General features: G+C 72.1%; 18 protein-coding genes. 12 read left to right on the forward strand and 6 right to left on the reverse strand.

The features are described 5' to 3' along the window. The first annotated feature begins 6 nt into the window (after positions 1-6). Genes JOF43_RS04150 through JOF43_RS04170 form a run of 5 tightly spaced genes read left to right on the forward strand, consistent with a single transcriptional unit; the run spans position 7 to position 5231 of the window. On the forward strand, positions 7-1962 hold the full coding sequence (locus tag JOF43_RS04150; protein ID WP_209899506.1) for an ATP-binding protein: 1956 nt from the start codon (positions 7-9) through the stop codon (positions 1960-1962). After that, a complete protein-coding gene (locus JOF43_RS04155) occupies positions 1959-2444 on the forward strand; it encodes a MaoC family dehydratase (protein ID WP_209899509.1) in 486 nt (161 codons plus the stop codon). The genes JOF43_RS04150 and JOF43_RS04155 overlap by 4 nt, the downstream gene beginning before the upstream one ends. Continuing rightward, positions 2441-3283, forward strand: coding sequence for an HpcH/HpaI aldolase/citrate lyase family protein (locus JOF43_RS04160; protein WP_245354009.1), 843 nt, complete (start codon positions 2441-2443; stop codon positions 3281-3283). The genes JOF43_RS04155 and JOF43_RS04160 overlap by 4 nt, the downstream gene beginning before the upstream one ends. Further along, positions 3280-4476, forward strand: a complete 1197-nt coding sequence (locus JOF43_RS04165) for an acyl-CoA dehydrogenase family protein (RefSeq protein ID WP_209899512.1) — start codon at positions 3280-3282, stop codon at positions 4474-4476. Before JOF43_RS04160 ends, JOF43_RS04165 begins: the two co-directional genes overlap by 4 nt. 53 nt (positions 4477-4529) lie before the next feature. Beyond that, positions 4530-5231: a GntR family transcriptional regulator gene (locus tag JOF43_RS04170; protein WP_209899515.1), complete on the forward strand. Its 702-nt coding sequence runs from the start codon at positions 4530-4532 to the stop codon at positions 5229-5231. An 18-nt stretch (positions 5232-5249) separates the two neighbouring features. Here JOF43_RS04170 and JOF43_RS04175 read toward each other — a convergent pair whose 3' ends face one another. The 6 genes from JOF43_RS04175 to JOF43_RS04200 form a co-directional block, all read right to left on the reverse strand. After that, positions 5250-6002, reverse strand: coding sequence for a hypothetical protein (locus JOF43_RS04175; RefSeq protein ID WP_342592080.1), 753 nt, complete (start codon positions 6000-6002; stop codon positions 5250-5252). Between the two features lie 204 nt (positions 6003-6206). After that, positions 6207-6968 (reverse strand): triose-phosphate isomerase, encoded by a 762-nt coding sequence (locus tag JOF43_RS04180; protein WP_209899518.1) that lies wholly within the window; start codon positions 6966-6968, stop codon positions 6207-6209. 111 nt (positions 6969-7079) lie between these two features. Further along, the gene (locus tag JOF43_RS04185; protein WP_209899521.1) at positions 7080-8795 is read right to left on the reverse strand and encodes a dihydroxyacetone kinase family protein; all 1716 of its coding nucleotides are present in this window, start codon (positions 8793-8795) and stop codon (positions 7080-7082) included. Between the two features lie 123 nt (positions 8796-8918). Beyond that, positions 8919-10370 (reverse strand): GntT/GntP/DsdX family permease, encoded by a 1452-nt coding sequence (locus JOF43_RS04190; RefSeq protein WP_209899524.1) that lies wholly within the window; start codon positions 10368-10370, stop codon positions 8919-8921. 34 nt (positions 10371-10404) lie between these two features. Continuing rightward, entirely contained in the window at positions 10405-11301 is an 897-nt protein-coding gene (locus JOF43_RS04195) for a phosphogluconate dehydrogenase C-terminal domain-containing protein (protein WP_209899527.1), read from the reverse strand. Between the two features lie 72 nt (positions 11302-11373). Next, positions 11374-12246, reverse strand: a complete 873-nt coding sequence (locus JOF43_RS04200) for a sugar phosphate isomerase/epimerase family protein (RefSeq protein ID WP_209899530.1) — start codon at positions 12244-12246, stop codon at positions 11374-11376. 164 nt (positions 12247-12410) lie between these two features. Between JOF43_RS04200 and JOF43_RS04205 the strand changes: the two genes are divergently transcribed. The 7 genes from JOF43_RS04205 to JOF43_RS04235 all read left to right on the forward strand — a co-directional run bounded on the left by JOF43_RS04205 (position 12411) and on the right by JOF43_RS04235 (position 19415). Then, positions 12411-13190: a FadR/GntR family transcriptional regulator gene (locus JOF43_RS04205; protein WP_209899532.1), complete on the forward strand. Its 780-nt coding sequence runs from the start codon at positions 12411-12413 to the stop codon at positions 13188-13190. Positions 13191-13297: 107 nt separating this feature from the next. Next, a complete protein-coding gene (locus tag JOF43_RS04210; protein WP_209899535.1) occupies positions 13298-14218 on the forward strand; it encodes a sugar phosphate isomerase/epimerase family protein in 921 nt (306 codons plus the stop codon). Positions 14219-14264: 46 nt separating this feature from the next. Beyond that, positions 14265-15764, forward strand: a complete 1500-nt coding sequence (locus tag JOF43_RS04215; RefSeq protein ID WP_209899536.1) for a GntP family permease — start codon at positions 14265-14267, stop codon at positions 15762-15764. 72 nt (positions 15765-15836) lie between these two features. Continuing rightward, positions 15837-16640: an SDR family NAD(P)-dependent oxidoreductase gene (locus JOF43_RS04220; protein ID WP_209899539.1), complete on the forward strand. Its 804-nt coding sequence runs from the start codon at positions 15837-15839 to the stop codon at positions 16638-16640. 281 nt (positions 16641-16921) lie between these two features. Continuing rightward, complete coding sequence (locus tag JOF43_RS04225; protein WP_209899542.1) at positions 16922-17923, forward strand: 4-hydroxythreonine-4-phosphate dehydrogenase PdxA; 1002 nt, start codon at positions 16922-16924, stop codon at positions 17921-17923. A gap of 38 nt (positions 17924-17961) precedes the next feature. Next, complete coding sequence (locus JOF43_RS04230; protein WP_342592082.1) at positions 17962-18906, forward strand: tripartite tricarboxylate transporter substrate binding protein; 945 nt, start codon at positions 17962-17964, stop codon at positions 18904-18906. Further along, positions 18903-19415 carry a tripartite tricarboxylate transporter TctB family protein gene (locus JOF43_RS04235; protein ID WP_209899545.1) on the forward strand — a complete coding sequence of 171 codons (513 nt, stop codon included), beginning with the start codon at positions 18903-18905 and terminating at the stop codon, positions 19413-19415. Before JOF43_RS04230 ends, JOF43_RS04235 begins: the two co-directional genes overlap by 4 nt. Positions 19416-19423: the final 8 nt, after the last annotated feature.

Genomic DNA, 19423 nt, shown 5'->3' on the forward strand with positions numbered 1-19423 from the left:
GCGAGCATGCCGGCCTCCGTCCTGATCGCCAACCGCGGCGAGATCGCGATGCGGATCCTCCGCACCCTGCGCGAGCTCGGCATCACCGCGGTCGCCGTGCACACCGACGAGGACTCCGGCGCCGCCCACGTCACGGCGGCCGACGCGGCGATCCGGATCGGCTCCTATCTCGACGGCCGGGCGATCGCGGCCGCCGCGACGGAGGCCGGTGCACGGGCGGTCCACCCCGGGTACGGCTTCCTCTCCGAACGCGCCGACTTCGCGCGCACCTGCACCGCGGCGGGCCTGGTGTTCATCGGCCCCACCGCCGCCGCGATCGAGACCATGGGCGACAAGATCTCCGCCCGGGCCGCGGTCGCCGCCCGCGGGGTGGCCACGGTGCCCGGCCTGGCGGCGCCGGGCCTGGACGACGCCGCCCTGCTCGAGGGCGCGCCAGGGGTCGGATTCCCGCTGCTGGTCAAACCCGCCGCCGGCGGGGGCGGCAAGGGGATGCACCGGGTGGAGGAGCCGGCCGAGCTGCCGGCCGCCCTGGCCGCAGCGCGACGGGAGGCGGCCGGCGCCTTCGGCGACGACTCCCTGTTCCTGGAGCGCTGCATCGCCTCGCCCCGGCACCTCGAGGTGCAGATCCTCGCGGACATCCACGGCCACGTGGTGCACCTGGGAGAGCGCGAGTGCTCCCTGCAGCGTCGCCACCAGAAGGTGATCGAGGAGGCGCCCAGCCCTCTGCTGACCCCCACGCTGCGCGAGCAGTACGGACAGGCCGCGATCGCCGCTGCGCGCGCCGTGGACTACGTCGGCGCCGGGACCGTCGAGTTCCTGGTCGACGCCGCAGCCCCGGAGCAGCCGTACTTCCTCGAGATGAACACCCGCCTGCAGGTCGAGCACGCCGTCACCGAGGCGATCACCGGGCTCGATCTGGTGGCCGAGCAGATCCGGATCGCCGACGGGCATCCGCTGTCGATCGGGCAGGGCCAGGTCCGCGCCGAGGGGCACGCGATCGAGGCCCGCCTCTACGCCGAGGACCCCGACGCCGGCTTCCTGCCCACCGGCGGGACTGTGCTCGAGCTCGCCCTGCCCGCGCGGGTGCGGGTGGACCACGCCCTGTCGGCCGGGACCACCGTCTCCAGCAGCTACGACCCGCTGCTGGCCAAGGTGATCGCCCACGAGCCCACCCGAGAGCAGGCCCTGGCATCGCTGGATCGCGCCCTGTCCGCGACGCACGTCCTCGGCGTGGTCACCAACACCGCGTTCCTGCGGGCCCTGCTCGCCCAGGAGGAGGTGGTGGCCGGAGCGGCGGACACCGGCCTGATCGAGCGCCGCCTCGGCCACCTCGCGCGCCCACCGCTCAGCCCGCGCATGCAGGCGGTCGCGGCCCTGGTGCGCTGGGACCATGTCGCCCGCTGCCGCCCCGACGACCTGTGGCACGCCCCCTCCGGCTGGCGGCTGGGCGGCCCGGCCCCGTTCGTGGTCCGCTTCGCGGGGGCCGACGGGGCGCCGACCGTCGTCGAGCTGACCGGCTCTCCGGCCGCGGCGCGCGCCCGGGTCGGGGGCGAGGAGTTCGCCGTGGCTCTGCATCCCGGGGCAATCACCGTCGAGGGTCGGCGCCTGCCGCTGCTCAGCCGCTGCACGGAGACGTCGGTGTGGATCGCCCTGGCGGGCGAGGACCGTGAGCTGCCGCTGCATCGGCCGCGCCGCCGCGACGGTCGCCAGGGGACGGCCCCGGCCCTGGCGTCCCCGATGCCCGGGACGGTGACCGCCGTGCCGGCCGCCGAGGGGGACCTGGTGGCCGCCGGGGACCCGGTGCTGGTGGTGGAGGCGATGAAGATGGAGCACACCCTCCTCGCGCCGAGTGCCGGGACCGTGCGCCTGCACACGGCCGTCGGCCGGAGGGTGCGGCGCGGAGAGGAGCTCGCGCAGGTGCTCACCGAGGAGACCATCCACGAGGAGAGGACCCAGCGATGACCGCTGAGCAGGAGGGACACCGGATCGTGCAGCGCGGGCTGTACGCCGAGGAGCTGCAGGTGGGGGCGGTCTACCTCCACCGGCCGGGCCGCACGGTCACCGAGGCCGACAACGTCCTCTTCTCCACCATGACGATGAACCCGCAGGCCCTCCACCTCGACGCCGCCTGGAGCGAGTCCACCGAGTTCGGCCGACGCCTGGTCAACTCGATGTTCACCCTCGCCACCCTGGTCGGCGCCTCCGTCGCCCAGATCACCCAGGGCACCCTGGTGGCGAACCTCGGGCTCGACGAGGTGACCTTCCCCCATCCGCTGCACCTGGGCGACACCCTCTACAGCGAGACCGAGGTCCGCGAGGTCCGTCCCTCCCGGTCCCGGCCCACCCAGGCCGTCGTCACCCTCGTCCATACCGGCCGCAATCAGCACGGCGACGTCGTCGCCCGCGCCGTGCGCACCACGCTGATGCACCGGGAGCAGCCATGAGCTACCAGGAGATGCTCCCGCCGGGACCGGCGCTGTTGTTCTGCCCCGGGGACCGGCCGGACCGGTTCGCCAAGGCCGCCGCCCGGGCCGACGCCGTCATCCTCGACCTCGAGGACGCCGTCGCGCCGGCCCACAAGGACGCGGCGCGGGCAGCGATCGGCGCCCATGGCCTGGACCCTGCCCGCACGGTGATCCGGGTCAACCCTCCGGGCGAGGCCGAGTTCACCGCCGACGTCGCCGCGCTCGGGGAGCTGCGTCCGCAGCTGGTGATGCTGCCCAAGGCCGAAAGCGCCGAGGACGTCGACCGCCTGGTCTCCGCGCTGCCCGGTGTGGCGGTGCTGGCGCTGTGCGAGACGGCCCGCGGCGTGCTCGCTGCCGGCGAGATCGCCGCCCACCCCGCCGTGGCAGCTCTCATGTGGGGCGGGGAGGACCTGATCTCCTCGCTCGGCGGGACGTCCTCGCGGCGACCCGACGGCGGCTACCGCGACGTCGTCCGCCACGCCCGTTCCGCCGTGCTGCTGGCCGCACGGGCCCACGGCCGCAGCGCCGTCGATGCGATCCACACCGACCTCGCCGACGAGGACGGATGGCGCGCCGAGGCCGAGGACGCCGCCGCCAGCGGTTTCAGCGCCACCGCCTGCATCCATCCCGCCCAGGTCCCCATCGTCCGCGCCGCCTACGCCCCCACCGACGCCGAGGCCGAGTGGGCCCACCGGGTGCTGGCCGCCGCGGAGGCGGGGCCGGGGGTGTTCGAGCACGAGGGCCGCATGGTCGACGCACCCACCCTGCGCCACGCCCGATCGCTGCTGTCCCGCTGCATCCCCCAGGAGGACCGATGAGTGACCCCGTTCCCGGCACCGAACTGCTCTCCGCCGAGCACCAGCAGCTCGCCGCGCAGGTCCGCGACTTCGCCGACGAGGTCGTGGCGCCGGCCAGCTACACCTACGACACCGCACGCCGGCTGCCGATGGAGATCATCGCCGAAATGGGGTCGATGGGGCTGTTCGGACTGCCGATCCCCGTCGAGTTCGGGGGCCAGGGGCGGGACTACCTCTCGCTGTGCGTCGCGGTGGAGCAGCTGGCCCGGGTGGACCAGTCCCTCGCCGTCACCCTGGAGGCCGGACTGGGCCTGGGGGCGATGCCGATCCTGAATTTCGGGACCAGAGCTCAGCAGGAACGGCATCTGCCCGCCCTGGCCCGCGGCGAGGAGCTGGCCGCCTTCGGACTGACCGAGGCGGAGGCCGGCTCCGACGCCGGGGCCACCCGCACCACGGCCGAGCTCAGGGACGGGCACTGGGTGCTCAACGGTTCCAAGCAGTTCATCACCAACTCCGGTACCCCCATCACGTCCTTCGTGACCGTCACCGCCGTCACCGGGAAGCGCCGCAGGCGCGACGGACGCACCGAACCGGAGCTGTCCAGCATCATCGTGCCGACCGACACCCCGGGGCTGACGGTGCTGCCGGGCTACGACAAGGTGGGGTGGCACACCTCCGACACCCACCCGTTGACGCTGCGGGACGTCCGGGTGCCCGAGGAGAACCTCCTGGGGGAGCGCGGCCGCGGCTTCGCGAACTTCCTGTCGGTGCTCGACGCGGGCAGGGTGGCGCTGGCCGCGCTGTGCGTGGGCGCGGCCCAGGGGTGCCTGGAGCAGGCGGTGGACTACGCGCAGCGGCGGATCGTCTTCGATCGTCCCCTCGGCGACAACCAGCACATCGCCTTCACCCTCGCCCGGATGCAGGCGCGGGTGGCCGGTGCGCGTGCCCTGATGCACGAGGCCGCCCACCGACTGGAGGCCGGGATGCCCTTCGGGCGCGAGGCGGCGCTGGCCAAGCTCGTCAGCAGCGAGGCGGCGGTCGACAACGCCCGCAGCGCCTGCCAGATCTGGGGCGGCAACGGATTCCTCAACGAGAACGTGGTCGCCCGGCACTATCGCGACTCCCGGGTGCTCGAGGTCGGCGAGGGCTCGAGCGAGGTGCAGCTGGCGATCATCGCGCGGCACCTGGGATTCGCGAAGGCGCTCACGGGCTGAGAGCGGGCCAGTACCCTATTGGATGAATGATCGCCGAGGAAGGGAGCGCCGCGATGGCCGTCAGACGACAGGTCCTGCGCGACGAGGTCGAGGAGCTCATCCTCCAGCGGCTGCTCGAGTCGCGGTGGGCCCCCGGTTCCCGCCTCAGCATCGACGGACTGGCACGGGACCTGGACGTCTCCCCGACGCCGGTGCGCGAGGCGATGGTCTCCCTCGAGCGCTCCGGTCTGGTCGAGTACGTGGCCCTGCGCGGCTACGTGGTCGCCCCGCCGCTGGACGCCGCGCACATGCGGGAGCTGCTGGATGCGCGCAAGGTCGTCGAGTCCGCCGCCCTCGGCCGCGCCTTCACCGAATGGGATGCGCTGGTCGCCGACCTCGAGCAGGCCCACCGCCATCACGCCGAGGTGCTCGAGCGCATCGACGGCGCGGCCCCGGAGGACTACGCGCTGCTGAACGAGCACTTCCGCGCGGACTGGGCCTTCCACCAGGTGTTCTTCGCCCACGCCGGCAACCGCTACCTGCGCACCATGGTGGAGAACCTCAGCACCTACTCCCATCGCATGCGGCAGACCTGGTCCGGCGGGCCCGGGACCTTCGACGGCCACACCGCGCACCACGAGCACGGGCTGATCCTCCAGAAGGTGCGCCAGCATCATCACGACGGGGCGCTGCTGGCGCTCTCGGCGCACCTCGATGCGGTGCTGGGGCGGTCCCTGCCGTCGGTCGGGGACGAGGACGTCGCGACGGCCGGCTGAGCTCCGGCGCCGCGCGGGTCAGCGATCGAGGAGCGAGTCCGCGCTGCGGTCGTGCAGGTGACGCCTGAGGAACTCGGAATGGACGTCGAGGGACCGGGTGACCCCCGCGATCACATCGCCTTCGATCCGGTCGAGCCTGGTGCCGAGCTCCTGGAGCTGATGGTCGATGCTGGTGAGATTCGCGAACGCCTCGTCGCGGGCGCTGCCCGTGAAGGGGCCCAGGAAGCCGACCGTGTCCTCCAGGGCGCTCACCAGATCCGGGACATAGCGTCGGGCCATCCCCTCCAGCACCATCACGTCCTCGTCGGACGGACGGCGGGACTGCAGCGACTCGGATCCCACCAGGGAGTTGATCCTCTGCAGCAGCGACTCGGCGCGGTGCAGCACGGGCCGGACCGCCCGGGTGGGACGCCGACGGCGCATCCGGGCCAGGCGTCGGCGCTGGAGCTTCGTGGATCGCACGATCTTCTCGAGCAGCGGGCGAGTGCCCGCGGGCACCTCCCCGGAGGCCGCGCTCCACCGCACCGGTCGCGGTGCCCGGTCGCGCAGCAGGAAGCCGGTGCCGCCGCCGACGACGAGCCCGACCCCCAGGCCGGCCGCCAGGGGAGCGAGGAGCCCGGCCCCTCCGATCAGGCTGCCGACCCCGAGCACGAGGAAGCTGCTGATCCCGACGATGCCACCCAGGACGGTGGGAACCCCGACGGTGAGCCAGCGGCCACGGCGGCGCGGCATCGTCAGCTTCGTCGAGACCGGGGCATGGACCTGTCCCACGAGCGAGGGGCTCCCGCCTGCGGACGTGCGAGGGCGGAAGGGGGAGCGGCCCCTCCACACCGGTCGAGCACTGGGCGATGGACGCTGGTCTCTCATGGTTACCCGCAGACCTCTCGGGAACGGAGCTGGGGCCAGGGTATCCCGCGCACCCGAGCCCCCGCTGGGGGTGGGCCGAGCGCTCGGTCGGCGCGCGGTCCTGCCCGGTCAGCGCGCGGCGTGCGCCTCGGCGATCCGCAGCAGCTCGAGGTAGCCCTCGAGCCGCCAGGCGGTGCGACCGACGAACAGGCCGGTCACGTGCTCGATCCCGAGCAGGTCGGCGGCATTGTCGAGGTTCACGGAGCCGCCGTAGAGGATCCCGGTGACGCGGTCGGAGTACGCCCTGCCGAGCGAGGCGAAGGGCTCGATCAGCTCCTCGACGGTCGCCGGACGGCCCGACTCGCCGATCGCCCAGATCGGCTCGTAGGCGATGACCACGCGGGAGAGCTCCTCGGTGCCGAGACCCTCGAGCGCGCCGGCGGCCTGCTCGAGGATGTGCTCCGTGGAGCCTCCGGCCGCCTTGATCGCGGCGCTCTCCCCGATGCACAGCAGGGGGGTGAGGCCGTGACGCAGGGCCGCGGCGACCTTCAGCCGGGTGGTCGCGACGGTCTCGCCGAAGTGCTCGCGACGCTCGGAATGGCCGATCTCGACGATCTGCGCGCCGGCGTCCTGCGCCTGCGGGACGGACACCTCCCCGGTCCATGCGCCGGCGTCCTCCCAGTGGGCGTTCTGCACCCCGAGCAGCACGGGGGAGCCCTCACCGAGGATCCCGCGCACCGTGGTGGTGGCGGTGAAGGAGGGGATGACGAAGGGCTGCACGCCGGTCGGGGCGCTGCCCTCGAGGTGCTCGCGGAGGCCGCCGGCCCAGGCGCGTCCCTCGGCGAGGTTCTTGGTCATCTTCCAGCTGGTGCCCACCCACAGGGTGCTCATCGGTGTTCCTTCCGCGGTGCGTGCCGGTGTTCTGCCTGCTGTGCGCCGAAAGGTACCGGATCCGCGGAACTTTTCGGCGCGCGGCGAGGACAGGGGATCAGGGGTCGGGGGTCAGGACAGGTGCTCGCCGAGCTCCGCCATGAGGAGGGAGAAGGAGATCGCGCCGGGATCGGGGGTGCCGAGGGACCGGTCGCCGAGCACCCTGGCGCGGCCGAGCGCGGCGGTGATGTCCGCGGTGGCGTCGGCGGCGGCGCGGGCCGTCCTCGCGGCCTCCTGGATCGCGGCGGCGGCGTCGTCCCCGGTGAAGGCTCTGTCCAGCGTGGTGCGGAAGGGGAGGGCGGCATCGACCATGGTCTTGTCGCCCACCGCCGCCCCGCCCAGGCGCAGCACCGCGTCGATGCCGGCGTCGAGCGCGTCGACCACGGTGCGCGGCGAGCTGCCGGAGTCGTCGGCGAACACGCCGCCCGCGGCGATCAGGGCCGCGCCCCACAGCGCCCCGGAGGTGCCACCGGCGGATTCGGACCAGGCCTCGCCGGCGCGGACCAGCAGGGTGCGGGCACCGGCGCCGTCGGCGAGCGCTGCCCGGGCCGCGTTCGCGGCGCCCGCGGAGCCGTAGGCCATGCCCTGGCCGTGGTCGCCGTCGCCGGCGATCGCGTCGATCCGGCCGAGCTCGGCCTCCTCCCGCGCGCAGACCGCCTCGAACAGCTCCAGCACGCCACCGATCCGGGCGGCGACGGCGCGGGACTCCTCGGTCGAGGTGGGGGTCTCGTCGGCCCCGGGCTCCCAGAAGGTCGCTCGGCGGGGACGCTCGCGCACCGGCATCGCACCGCGGCGGAGGGCGGGGGTGTCGACGGGGGCGAGCCAGTGCTGCTCGAGCTCCTCGTCGAGGAAGACGAGGGTCAGGGACAGGCCGGCCATGTCGAGGCTGGTGACGAGCTCGCCGACCTCGGGGCGCACGACCGTGATGCCCGCGTCCTCGAGCAGCTCGGCGACCGTCGCGTAGACGACGAACAGCTCCTCGTACTTCACCGTGCCCAGGCCGTTGAGCACCACGGCGGCGCGGCCCGCGTAGCCGCCCTCCGCCCGCGGGGGCTGCTCGGCGAGGACCCCCTCGACCAGGAGCCTCGCGATCTCGGCCGCCGAGCCGACGGGTTCCTCGCGCACGCCGGGCTCGCCGTGGATGCCCAGGCCCACGCCCATCTGGCCGTCCGGCACGTGGAACAGCGCCTCGGCGGCCCCGGGCAGCGTCGGCCCGTCGAAGGCGACGCCGAAGGAACGGGTGGCATCGTTCGCCGCCTGCGCGATCCGCTCCGCCTCGTCCAGGTCCGCGCCGGCCTCGATCGCGGCGCCGACGATCTTGAACACGGGCAGGTCACCGGCGATGCCGCGACGGTCGCGGTGATTCTCGGGGGTGTTGGAGACGATGTCGTCGCTGACCGTGACCAGGCGCGCGTCGATGCCCTCGGCGCGCAGCTTCTCCGCGGCCGCCCCGAAATGCAGGACGTCGCCGGCGTAGTTGCCGAAGCCCAGGATGACGCCGCCGCCGGATTCGGCGTTGCGGGCCACGGAGTGAACCTGCGAGGCCGACGGGGAGGCGAACACGTTGCCGCAGGGTGCGCCGTGGCCCATTCCGGGCCCGACCCAGCCGGCGAAGGCCGGGTAGTGGCCCGAGCCGCCGCCGATGACGAGGGCGGGCTGGCCCCGCGGGGTCTCGGTGGAGCGCACGACCCCGCCGTGCACGACGGCGACGTGGTCGGGATGGGAGCGGGCCAGACCCGTGACCGCCTGGGTGGCGAAGTCGGCGGGGTCGTTGAACAGATACGTCATCGGGGGTTTCCTCCACGGGCGTCCGAACGGGGGACCGGCGGCGCGCAGTCGGTGTCGAACCGGAACGGGGCGATCTCCCCGCGGTTCCATGATCCTATAGGAAATGAGGGAAGCGGTGACGGGTCAGATGATCAGCCAGAGCAGGCCGAGGATCACCATCGAGGTGAAGCCCAGGACCGTCGTCATGACGGTCCAGGTGCGCAGCCCGTCGGGGACCGACATCCCGAGGAACTTGGTCGCGATCCAGAAGCCGGAGTCGTTGATGTGCGACATCGAGACCGATCCCAGGCCGATGGCCAGGATGATCAGGGCGACCTGCAGCGAGGAGTAGTCCCCGCCCACCACGGTGGACTGCACGATGCCCGCGGCGGAGAGCGTGGCCACCGTTCCCGAGCCCTGGGCCACCTTGAAGGCCAGCGCCACCAGGAACGCCAGCAGCAGGATCGGCACGCCCGCCTCGAGCATCAGCCCGGAGACGGCGTCCCCGACCCCGGTCTCGGTGAGCACCTCCGCGAAGACCCCACCGGCCCCGGTGACCAGGATGACGATCGCTGCCGGTCCGAGCGCCCCGTCCATGACCTCGCTGATCTGCTGCTTGCCCCAGCCGTGCATGATGCCCAGCAGGTACATCGCGATCAGCGTGGACACCAGCAGTGCGAAGGCGGGGGCGCCGATGAAGGAGAGCACGTTCGCGGCGGTGCCGCCCTGCTCGAACACCAGCGCGCCCACGGTGCCGCAGGCGATCATGAGGATCGGCAGCAGGATCAGGCCCACCACCAGCGAGGCCGGCGGGCGTCGCGAGAGCTCCTCCTCGGCGGGGGAGTCGCCACCGCCGCTGTCGTCGGCGCCGCTGCTGTCGGGTGATCCCCCGACGGCCGCGGTCACTCGCTCGGAGTGGAAGCTCGCCTCGCCGGCGGCTGCGTACTTCGCCGCGACCGCTGGCTCCAGCACGAAGGAGCGGTTGCCGATGAGGCGCTTGCCCACGAGGTGCACGAGCAACCCCATGGGGATCGCGAGCGCGATGCCGAGGAGGGTCACCAGTCCCATGAGGTGCTGACCGAGCAGGGTGGTGGAGCCGACCACGCCGGGATGCGGCGGCACGGTGTTGTGGATGAACACCATGAACACCGCCACCGGCATGCCGACCGCGACGGGGGCGCGGTGACCGGCGGCCTTCGCGAACGCGAAGATGATCGGCACCAGGATGATGAAAGCGACGTCGAAGAAGATCGGGATCGCCACCAGACCCGAGGCGATGAGCAGTGCCTGGGCCAGACGCTTCTCCCCGAGCACCGCGGCGGCGCGGTGGGCGATGACCTCGGCGCCCCCGGTCTTCTCGATGATGCCTCCGAGCATGGCGCCGAGGCCGACCAGCAGGGCCACGCTGCCGAGGGTGCCGCCCATCCCCTCGATCATGAGGGGCACGATGTCCTGGATCGCGACACCCGCGGCGAGGGCGGTGAGCACGGAGATGACCAGCAGCGACACGTACGCCGGCCATTTCAGGGCGATGACCGTGACCAGGAGGATCGCGATCGCGGCGACCGCGATGCCGATGAGAAGGAGAGGGTCCATCGTCGGGCCTTTCTCGTGAAGGGGGCGCGGTTGCTCAGCGCTGGATCGGGTCGATCTCGAGCATGGTGGCCAGGACCTTGTCCAGCTGCTCGTCGTCCCAGATCTTCGTCCAGTCGGGGTTGATGATGGACTCGCGGCCGTAGTCCATGGCGCGCAGGCAGGCGTCGGAGAACGGGTTCGAGCCGCGCAGGGCGTTGGTGAGCGAGATGTAGATGTGCCCGTAGAACAGCGCCTTGACGGCCTTCTCCGGGATGCCGACCTCGTGGATCGCGTGGTCCATCGAGTCCTTGAGGAACTGGCCGATCATGCACCCGGTGGTCTCGACCAGGGTGGGCTCGAGCTGGGCGAGCTGCTTGATGGTCACCCAGTGCACGTCGATCACGGGGGCGTAGATCGCGCGGATGACCTTCGCGGTGCGCTCGCGGATCTCCTGGTCCTCGCCCTCGTACGCCGCCACGACCTCCTGGGGGGCGGCGATCCCGCCGAAGGTGTCGGCCCACTCCTCCTGCGTGGTGCGTTCGAGGAAGACCGACGGGTGCGCCGGGTGGGCGCAGGCCTGGTGGACGCCCCCGCGCTCGGTGAGCAGCCCGGCGTAGGCCGCGGCCGGATCCAGGGTCAGCAGCACGGAGCCGTCCTTCATGAGTGGGACGACCTGCGCGGAGATCTTTCCGAGGACGACGTCCGGCACGGCGAGGATGACCACGTCGGCGGCCTTCGCGGCGTCCTCGAGCTCGGTGACCTCGCGGCCCAGCTCGGCCAGTCGCTGCCGGCCGGCCTCGGAGGCCTCGACGTAGAAGATCGGGGCGTCGGTGAGGTCGAGGTTGTTCGAGACGCGGGTGCCCATCTTGCCGGCCGCGCCGACCACCGCGACGCTGATCGAGGGATCGAGCTCGACGGTCTTGCCGAACAGGGGGTTCAGTTCCTTGGTCATGTCATGACTCCTTGGGTGTGGGTGGCCCCTGCGGGGCCGGGTCGATCGGCCGACGGGGGCCGAGGATCGGGATCAGGCCGTCCGGGCGTCGCGCCAGGCGCGCAGGGCTGCGAGGCTGCGGTCGGTCCAGGCGCGCTCGGCGGTGAGCGTCATCTCGAGGTCTCCCTGCCAGGGCAGCCAGTGCTCGACGATCGCGCTGGGGGCGCGGCGGTCGGTGCGGGTGGTGCCCTTGTCGGCGGCCGCAGCGCGTCGGCCCGTGGAGGGAGAGTCCTCTGCGTAGACGGCCTGCAGCTCGTGGTCGAGGTCCAGCAGGCCCTCGCCGAGCGGGGCGCCGGAGTAGGTGAAGCCCACCCAGCCCTCCTGGCGGGCGAAGGCGAAGTCCTTCACGTGCAGGTTCACGGTGTCCCGCGCGCAGGAGGCGACGACCTGCTTCGGGTGCTCGAGGGCGGAGACGCAGTTCGCGGGGTCCAGGCAGATTCCCACCAGCGGCGAATCGACCCGGCCGATCACCTGCAGCAGTGTCGCCGTGGGCACCTGCTCGTAGGTCTCCAGGGCGAGGGTGGTGCCGGTGCGCTCCAGACGGGGGAGGGTCGCGGCCAGCTCCTCGACGGCGGCGTCGACGCCCTCGGCGATCTCGGGGGCCTGGATCATCGAGCGCAGGGTGCGGGCGCCGAGCGCCTCGGCGAGGTCGAGGTACCGGGCCAGGTGGTCGCGGCCGATGGTGCGGGTGCCGAGCTCGAGCTCCACGCCCAGGATCTCGGCGCGCTCGCGCAGGGCGCGGAGTCCGTCGGCGTCCTCGGACTCGATGCGGGGATCGTCGCAGATCTGGAACACGTCGCAGTCCAGCTGGGCGGCGCGGTCGATCATGCCGGCGATCGACAGGGGCTGCGGGGCGCGGTCCTGGAACTCCCAGTACAGGGCGTAGGTGCCGATACCGATCTTCATGCGCGGGTCACTCCGTCGTGGGGTCGCGGTCTGCGGGGGCCGGGGCGGGGCGTCGACCCGGGCGATGCCCAGACCCTAGCCGGAGTCCCGCAAAGCGGTCAACCGGTTGGCCAATCTGCGGGCCGGCGCTGGACGGGTGGGCACGGCCGGTACTGTGTGGCGCTGTGAGCACCTCATCCCCTGCCGCTACCGGCCCTGCGGCGGACGACGGGTCGGCACCCCCGCGGTTCGGTCCCGGGCGCGCTGTGCCGGAGGGCCTGAACCGCTCGCCGAGCAGCGCCGTCACCTACCGCCTGCTGGACCTGCTGCTCGGGGAGTCGATGCGCCCCGGCGACCGCCTGCCGGGGGAACGGGCACTGGCCGAGGAGCTCGGCGTAGGTCGCAGCGCCGTGCGCGAGGCGATCTCCGCGCTCGAGGTGCTCGGGGTCGTCGAGACCCGCGCCGGATCGGGCACCTACCTGCGCTCGAGCACCTCCGAGCTGCTGCCCAGCACATTGTCGTGGTCACTGCTGATGGACCAGGAGCGCACCGCCGAGCTGAGCGTCGTGCGCGGGGCGCTCGAGCGTTCCGCCGCTCAGCTCGCCGCCCTCACCGCGACGGCGGAGCAGAAGGCCGAGCTGAGCCGCCTCGTGCAGGAGCAGCGTGAGGCGGCGGATGATCCCGAGGGCTACGTCGCGGCCGACGTCGCCTTCCACCGCGTGCTCGCGCAGGTGGGTGGGAACGGTCTGGTCAGCGAACTCCTGGCCACCACACGCACCTTGCTGCGCGTCTGGTTCGACCGGGCCGTGGACAACCGTGAGGACATCGATCGGGCGATCGACGAGCACGAGGCGATCGCCCGGGCCGTGGGCACCGGGGACGCCGCGGCCGCGGGGGAAGCGATGGAGCGGCACATGGCCACCGCCGCCGAGCGCATCCTGCGCGAGAGCCCCGAGAGCGACTGAGGCCGGCGATCTCGTCGGAGCACCTCGGATCTGTGCGAAGCGCTTCCCTCGACGTACGCTGATCCTATAGGATCGAGGGGAGACGTCATCACCACGGAAGGACAACGATGTTCACAGCGGAGACCTGGCCCATCGGCGCCAACATGCTCTCCTTCGGGAGCACCACCCCGGACGGCACCCCCACCGTGGAGGCCTCCGCCGCCGTCTGGGCCGCCCAGCTGCGGCAGGTCAAGGAGCTCGGAGTCGACCAGATCGACCCCACCGACGCCTGGCTGCCCCTGGCGAAGCTGAGCGACGAGCGCATCGAGGAGTTCCGTCGGGTGCTCGACGGCGAGGGCATGACGCTCTCTTCGATCTCCATGACCCGCAACTCCGTGGTCGACGTCCGCCACGGCGAGCAGAACCTCGCCGACGCCCTGCGCTTCCTCGAGATCGCCCCCAGCTTCGGTGTGGGCGTCGTCAACACCGGCTTCATGCAGGCGATCACCCCCATCCAGCAGGAGGCGATCTGGTTCTGGCTCGCCGACGGGCACGTCGACGACCCGGCGCTGCGCGACCTCGCCGTCGAGCGGGTGCGCGCCCTCGGGGACGCCGCCCGGGACCAGGGGATCGAGCTCAGCCTCGAGATGTACGAGGACACCTACGTCGGCACCGCGGACGAGGCCGTCGCCTTCCTCGAGGACGTCGACCACGCCTCGGTGGGACTGAACCCCGACCTCGGCAACCTCGTGCGACTGCACCGCGAGATCGAGCCGGTCACCGACATGTTCGAGAAGGTCCTCCCGCACGCGAACTTCTGGCACATCAAGAACTACACCCGCGACTACGATCCGGCGACCGGGGCGTACGCCACCGCCCCGATGCCGCTGAAGTACGGCTACGTCAACTATCGCGCCGTCATCCGCCGCGCCCTCGAGCTCGGCTACACCGGACCGTTCTGCTGCGAGCACTACGGCTCCGACTCCCTCGGCGTCGTCGCCGAGAACGTCCACTACATCCGGCAGGTCCTGGCCTCGGCCCTCGCCTGAGGCCCGGGGTCGAGGCCCCTGATCCCCTGAGAACGAAGGAGTTCTGATGGATCCGATCCTCCTCGTCGCGCTGCTCGTCGGCATCGCGCTCATCGTGGTCATCGTCCTGAGGACCCGCCTGGACGCCTTCGCCGGGCTGCTGATCGCCTCCGTCGTGATCGGACTGATCGCAGGGCAGTCGCTGCCCGCCATCGTCGAGTCGATCAAGACGGGCTTCGGCGACACCCTGGCGTCGATCGGCATCGTGATCGGTCTCGGCGTGGCCATCGGCAAGATCCTCGAGGTCTCCGGTGCCGCCCGGTCCATCGCGGTCGCCTTCCTGCGCCTGTTCGGGAAGGGCCGCGAACCCTGGGCCATGACCAGCATCGGCGCCCTGATCTCCATCCCGGTCTTCTGCGACTCGGGCTACGTGATCATGAATCCGCTGGCCAGGGCGATCGCCCGGGTCAAGAGCTACGGCTACGCCACGCTGGGCATCGCGCTCGCCGGCGGCATGGTGATCACCCACCACTTCGTGCCGCCCACTCCGGGCCCGCTCGGCGTGGCCGGGATCCTCGGCGTCGGCGTCGGCTCGGTGATCATCACCGGCCTCGTGTTCACCGTGTTCATGATCCCGGTGGTCACGCTGTACGCGAAGTGGGTCGGGCCCCAGGTCGAGGACCTCGTCTCCGAGGAGATCCAGGAGACCGTCTACGGGGACGTGCGCAGGGACCGCTCCGCGGTGGCCGTGGCGACCGGGGGTGCGGCCGGGGTCTCGCGGACCGACGCCGCCACCGACCTCGAGGACCTCTCCGCGGAGAACCCCGAACTGGGGGAGCGACCGGAGGGCGCCCCGCCCCACCGGGTCGGAGCGTTCGTCGGCCTGCTGCCGCTGGTCGTCCCGATCGTGCTGATCGTGCTGAACACGGTCGTCTCCGCGATCGACATGGGTGCGCAGGGCACGGCCCTGCCCGACGACTACGAGCCCTCCGCCTGGGCCGGAACCTTCGTGTTCATCGGGGATCCGGTGATCGCACTGCTGATCGGCCTGGTCCTGGCCGTGTACCTGCTGCTGCCCCGCTGGACCCCGCGCAGGACGAGTCACCGGTGGCTCGGCGACGCCGCGGCCGACGCGGGCCTGATCCTGCTGATCACCGGTGCCGGCGGCGGTCTCGGCCAGGTGCTGCGCGACACCGGCATCGGCGACGCGCTCGCCGAGGCGATCGGCGGCCTCCCCCTGCCGTCGTTCCTGCTGCCCTTCCTCATCGCCTCGATCGTGCGGATCGCGCAGGGCTCCGGGACGGTCTCGATGATCACCGCGGCCTCCGTCACCGCCCCGGTGATGGCCACCATCGGGCTCGACCCGCTGGTCGCGGTGATGGCCTGCGTGGCCGGCGCCATGGTGTGCAGCTACTTCAACGATTCCTACTTCTGGGTCGTCACCCGCTTCCTCGGACTCGAGGGAACCGCGGCCCTGAAGGCCCACTCCGGGCTGACCACCGTCATGTGGGCGGCCTCGATCCCGATGCTGTTCGTGCTGAGCCTCGTACTCGGCGCGAGCGGCTGACCACCCGATCCACCACCACCTGACACCTCTGCTCCACCCCCCCCCATGACCCCCGAACGAACGGAGAACCCCATGAGCCTCGAGATCACCCGCATCCAGCCCTTCCCCGAGCAGCGCACCGCGATCGTGACGGGCGCCGGCGCCGCGCGCGGCATCGGCCGTCGCGTCGCCCGCAAGCTCGCCGCCGAAGGCTGGAGCGTCGTCGCCGCCGATCTCGACGCCGCGGCCGTCGAGGCCTTCGCCGAGGAGCTCGCGGCCGAACTGCCCGCGGACTCGGGCCAGAAGGTCCTCGGCGTCGGGGTCGACGTCAGCGACCAGGCCGCCGTCGACGCCGCCTTCGCGCGCGTCGACGCCGAGATGCCGCCGATCGCGGCGCTCGTGAACCTCGCCGGGATCCCCAGCCCGCACTCGATCTTCGAGCTCACCTCGGAGATCTGGGACCGGGTCATGGACGTCAACGGCAAGGGCACGCTGCTGATGATGCAGGCCGCGGCGAAGCGCATGGTCGACGGCGGCTTCGGTGGCCGCATCGTGAACACCTCCTCCATCACCGCCCTCGACGGCGGCGGCACCTTCTCCAAGACCGGCTACGCCGCGGCGAAGGCCGCCGTGCAAGGTCTGACCCGAGGCGCTGCCCGCGAGCTCGGGCAGTACGGCATCACCGCCAACGTGATCCTGCCCGGCCCGATCGACACCGACATCATGGGCGGGACCCTCACCGACGAGCGCAAGGAGGGCATGAGCTCGAACATCCCGCTGCAGCGCGTGGGTCAGCCCGAGGAGGTCGCGGGCCTGATCGCCTTCCTGGTCGGCGAGGACTCCAGCTACGTCACCGGCACCTCGATCAGCGTCGACGGCGGGAAGCACATGCACTGAGGTGCGTCGGCCCCGGGGCGGCGCGTCCCGGGGCGCAGATCCCATTGGATCCTTCGCGGCGAGTCCGTGCCGACGGCAGAGCATGCGGCTGCGGCGTGCGCGGTCTCCGGCGCCGCCCTGCCCTGTGACGTCGACCGATGGTCCGCCTCCGCGCACCGTCGAGCACTTGACAGGCGTGAGGTAGATCATTTGACTGTAGCCACATCCTATTTGATATCGAGAGCGACCTGGCGTGCCGAGGGACCCCGCGCCCCGTCGGCTCTCGACACCGCTGGAGGACGATGATGCCCGCACCCGCACCCCGGATCGCCCTGACCTTCGGAGACTTCTCCGGCATCGGTCCCGAGCTCGCCGTACGCCTGCTCGCCGAGCCGAAGAACCTCGAGACGGTGCGGGTCTCCGCGCTCGTCTCCCCGGAGGAGTTCGCCGCCGCCTGCGCGGCCGCCGGGGTGGAGGTGCCCACGACCGACGAGCCGCGCACGGGCGCGGTGCACCTCGTCGGCTCCGATCTCCAGGACGTCCCCGTACCGATCGCCGAGACCTCGGTGGCCGCCGGGACCCGCGTCATCCGGGACCTCGAGAAGGCACTGCGGCTGTTCGAGGACGGCGAGGCCGACGCGATCATGTTCCTCCCCCTGAACAAGACGTCACTGCACCTCGCGGGGATGGACGAGGAGGACGAGCTGCGCTGGTTCGCCCGGCAGCTCGACTTCGACGGCTTCACCAGCGAGGTGAACGTGATCCCCGGCCTGATCACCTCCCGCGTCACCTCGCACGTCCCGATCTCCGACGTCGCCCGGAGCATCAGCGCTGCGCGGGTGCGCCAGGCGATCGGGCTCCTCCGGGACGTCGTGCGCGGGACGGGCATCGGATCCCCGCGCCTCGCCGTCGCCGCCCTGAACCCCCACGCGGGGGAGAACGGCCAGTTCGGCCGCGAGGAGATCGACCACATCGCCCCGGGGGTCGAGCTCGCCCACGAGGTCGACGGGATCGACGTGAGCGGCCCCTACCCGAGCGACACGCTCTTCCTCAAGGCGTGGGACGGGGACTTCGACGGCGTCGTGACGATGTACCACGACCAGGGCCAGATCGCCATGAAGCTCCTGGGCTTCTCGGACGGCGTGACGGTCCAGGGCGGCCTGCCGGTGCCGATCTCGACCCCGGCCCACGGCACCGCCTACGAGATCGTCGGGAAGAACCTGGCGGGGCTGGGGCCGAGCCAGCGGGCATTCGACATCGCGTCGGGTCTCGCGGCGCAGACGGCCTCGCGCCGCGCACGCTGAGCGCTGGCCTTCCCGTCACCCGAGGCAAGGAGGCATCGGTGCACCTGACACGACGACACGCCCTGGCGGCAGCGCCCCTGACCGCCGCGGCGCTGGCGGGCTGCTCGCGCGGTGAGAGCGCCTCCGGCGGCAGCACCACGATGATCGTGCCCTTCGCCCCGGGCGGGGGCTCCGACCAGTCCGGTCGCGCTCTCGCCGACGGTCTCGAGCGCGCCACCGGCGACACCGTCTCCGTGGAGAACATCCAGGGCGGCTCCGGCGCGATCGGGTACTCCGAGTTCCTCGGGATGCACGGCGACGGCTCGAAGCTCCTGGCCACCGAGACGGCGCTGATGGCGCTCGCGCTCACCCAGGACGTCCGCTTCTCCTACGAGGACTTCACGCCGATCTTCAAGGCGGGGGACGACTTCGCGATCCTGGTGACTCGGCCCGACGCCGACTACGGGACCGGGATGGACCTGGTCGACGCGGCCCGGGAGAGGAGCATCCTCGTCGGGGTCTCCGGGGCGACGAGCCTCGACGAGATCCTCTTCTCCCTCATCGAGGGCGACCAGCAGATGGAGTTCGACCGCGTCCCCTACGAATCCGGCGGCGAGGTGCTGGCGGCCCTGCTCGGGGGTCATATCGAGGCGGGGCTGCTGAACCCCAGCGAAGTCCTCGGGCAGCTGCAGTCGGGAGATCTCAAGGCGCTGTGCGCGCTGGCCTACGAGCGCTACGAGGCCGACGAGCTGGCTGACATCCCCACGGGCCTGGAACAGGGGCTCGACGTGGCGTTCGCGCAGTTCCGCGCCGTGATCGCCCCGGGCGGCATCGACGAGGAGGCCAGGCAGCGCTGGGTCGAGGCGGCCCGGGAGTACGCCGGAACCGAGGAGTACCGCACCTACCTCGCGGACAACTTCCTGGTCGAGGCCCCGCTCTACGACAAGGAGCTGGGGGAGTACTTCGAGCAGTACAACGAGGAGCTCGCGGAGGCCTTTACATGACACAGACCGCCCACGAGAAGCGCGAGCAGCTGATCTTCCTCGCCGTGATGACCGTCCTGGGGATCCTCGCCGTCGTCGGCGGCCTCGGCTACGGGCTGGAGCTCGAGGGGCGCGTCGGCCCCGGGGTCATGCCCTTCGCCGCCGGGGTGCTGATGCTCCTGACCGTCGCGGTGCAGGCCCGTCGTCGGCTGCGTGCACCCGTCGTCGAGCCCGCGCCCGCCCCCGCGGACGACGCCGGACCGCCGGACGGGCCCGCTCCCGACGCCAGACCGGATGCGCGGCTGGTCGCCCTGATCTTCGCCCTGATCGTGCTGGCGGTCGCCGCCACCTTCCTCGTGGGGATGCTGATCGCGGTCTCGCTGCTCGTCGGCGCCCTGTTCCTGGTCAATGACCGCACCCGGCCCCGGGCCGCGCTGATCGCCGCGGTGACCGCCGGAGGGTTCGGATGGCTCGTCTTCGCGACGCTGCTGAACGTGCCCCTGCCCACCGGCTTGCTCGGCCTGATCTGAGGGGATGA

This window comes from Brachybacterium sacelli (assembly GCF_017876545.1).
Classification (GTDB): domain Bacteria; phylum Actinomycetota; class Actinomycetes; order Actinomycetales; family Dermabacteraceae; genus Brachybacterium; species Brachybacterium sacelli.

Excerpts from the sequence above, each read along its gene's own strand:
- JOF43_RS04150 (WP_209899506.1), top strand. The coding sequence starts at position 7 with ATGCCGGCCTCCGTCCTGATCGCCAACCGCGGCGAGATCGCGATGCGG.
- JOF43_RS04155 (WP_209899509.1), top strand. The coding sequence starts at position 1,959 with ATGACCGCTGAGCAGGAGGGACACCGGATCGTGCAGCGCGGGCTGTAC.
- JOF43_RS04160 (WP_245354009.1), top strand. The coding sequence starts at position 2,441 with ATGAGCTACCAGGAGATGCTCCCGCCGGGACCGGCGCTGTTGTTCTGC.
- JOF43_RS04165 (WP_209899512.1), top strand. The coding sequence starts at position 3,280 with ATGAGTGACCCCGTTCCCGGCACCGAACTGCTCTCCGCCGAGCACCAG.
- JOF43_RS04170 (WP_209899515.1), top strand. The coding sequence starts at position 4,530 with ATGGCCGTCAGACGACAGGTCCTGCGCGACGAGGTCGAGGAGCTCATC.
- JOF43_RS04180 (WP_209899518.1), bottom strand. The coding sequence starts at position 6,968 with ATGAGCACCCTGTGGGTGGGCACCAGCTGGAAGATGACCAAGAACCTC.
- JOF43_RS04185 (WP_209899521.1), bottom strand. The coding sequence starts at position 8,795 with ATGACGTATCTGTTCAACGACCCCGCCGACTTCGCCACCCAGGCGGTC.
- JOF43_RS04190 (WP_209899524.1), bottom strand. The coding sequence starts at position 10,370 with ATGGACCCTCTCCTTCTCATCGGCATCGCGGTCGCCGCGATCGCGATC.
- JOF43_RS04195 (WP_209899527.1), bottom strand. The coding sequence starts at position 11,301 with ATGACCAAGGAACTGAACCCCCTGTTCGGCAAGACCGTCGAGCTCGAT.
- JOF43_RS04200 (WP_209899530.1), bottom strand. The coding sequence starts at position 12,246 with ATGAAGATCGGTATCGGCACCTACGCCCTGTACTGGGAGTTCCAGGAC.
- JOF43_RS04210 (WP_209899535.1), top strand. The coding sequence starts at position 13,298 with ATGTTCACAGCGGAGACCTGGCCCATCGGCGCCAACATGCTCTCCTTC.
- JOF43_RS04215 (WP_209899536.1), top strand. The coding sequence starts at position 14,265 with ATGGATCCGATCCTCCTCGTCGCGCTGCTCGTCGGCATCGCGCTCATC.
- JOF43_RS04220 (WP_209899539.1), top strand. The coding sequence starts at position 15,837 with ATGAGCCTCGAGATCACCCGCATCCAGCCCTTCCCCGAGCAGCGCACC.
- JOF43_RS04225 (WP_209899542.1), top strand. The coding sequence starts at position 16,922 with ATGATGCCCGCACCCGCACCCCGGATCGCCCTGACCTTCGGAGACTTC.
- JOF43_RS04235 (WP_209899545.1), top strand. The coding sequence starts at position 18,903 with ATGACACAGACCGCCCACGAGAAGCGCGAGCAGCTGATCTTCCTCGCC.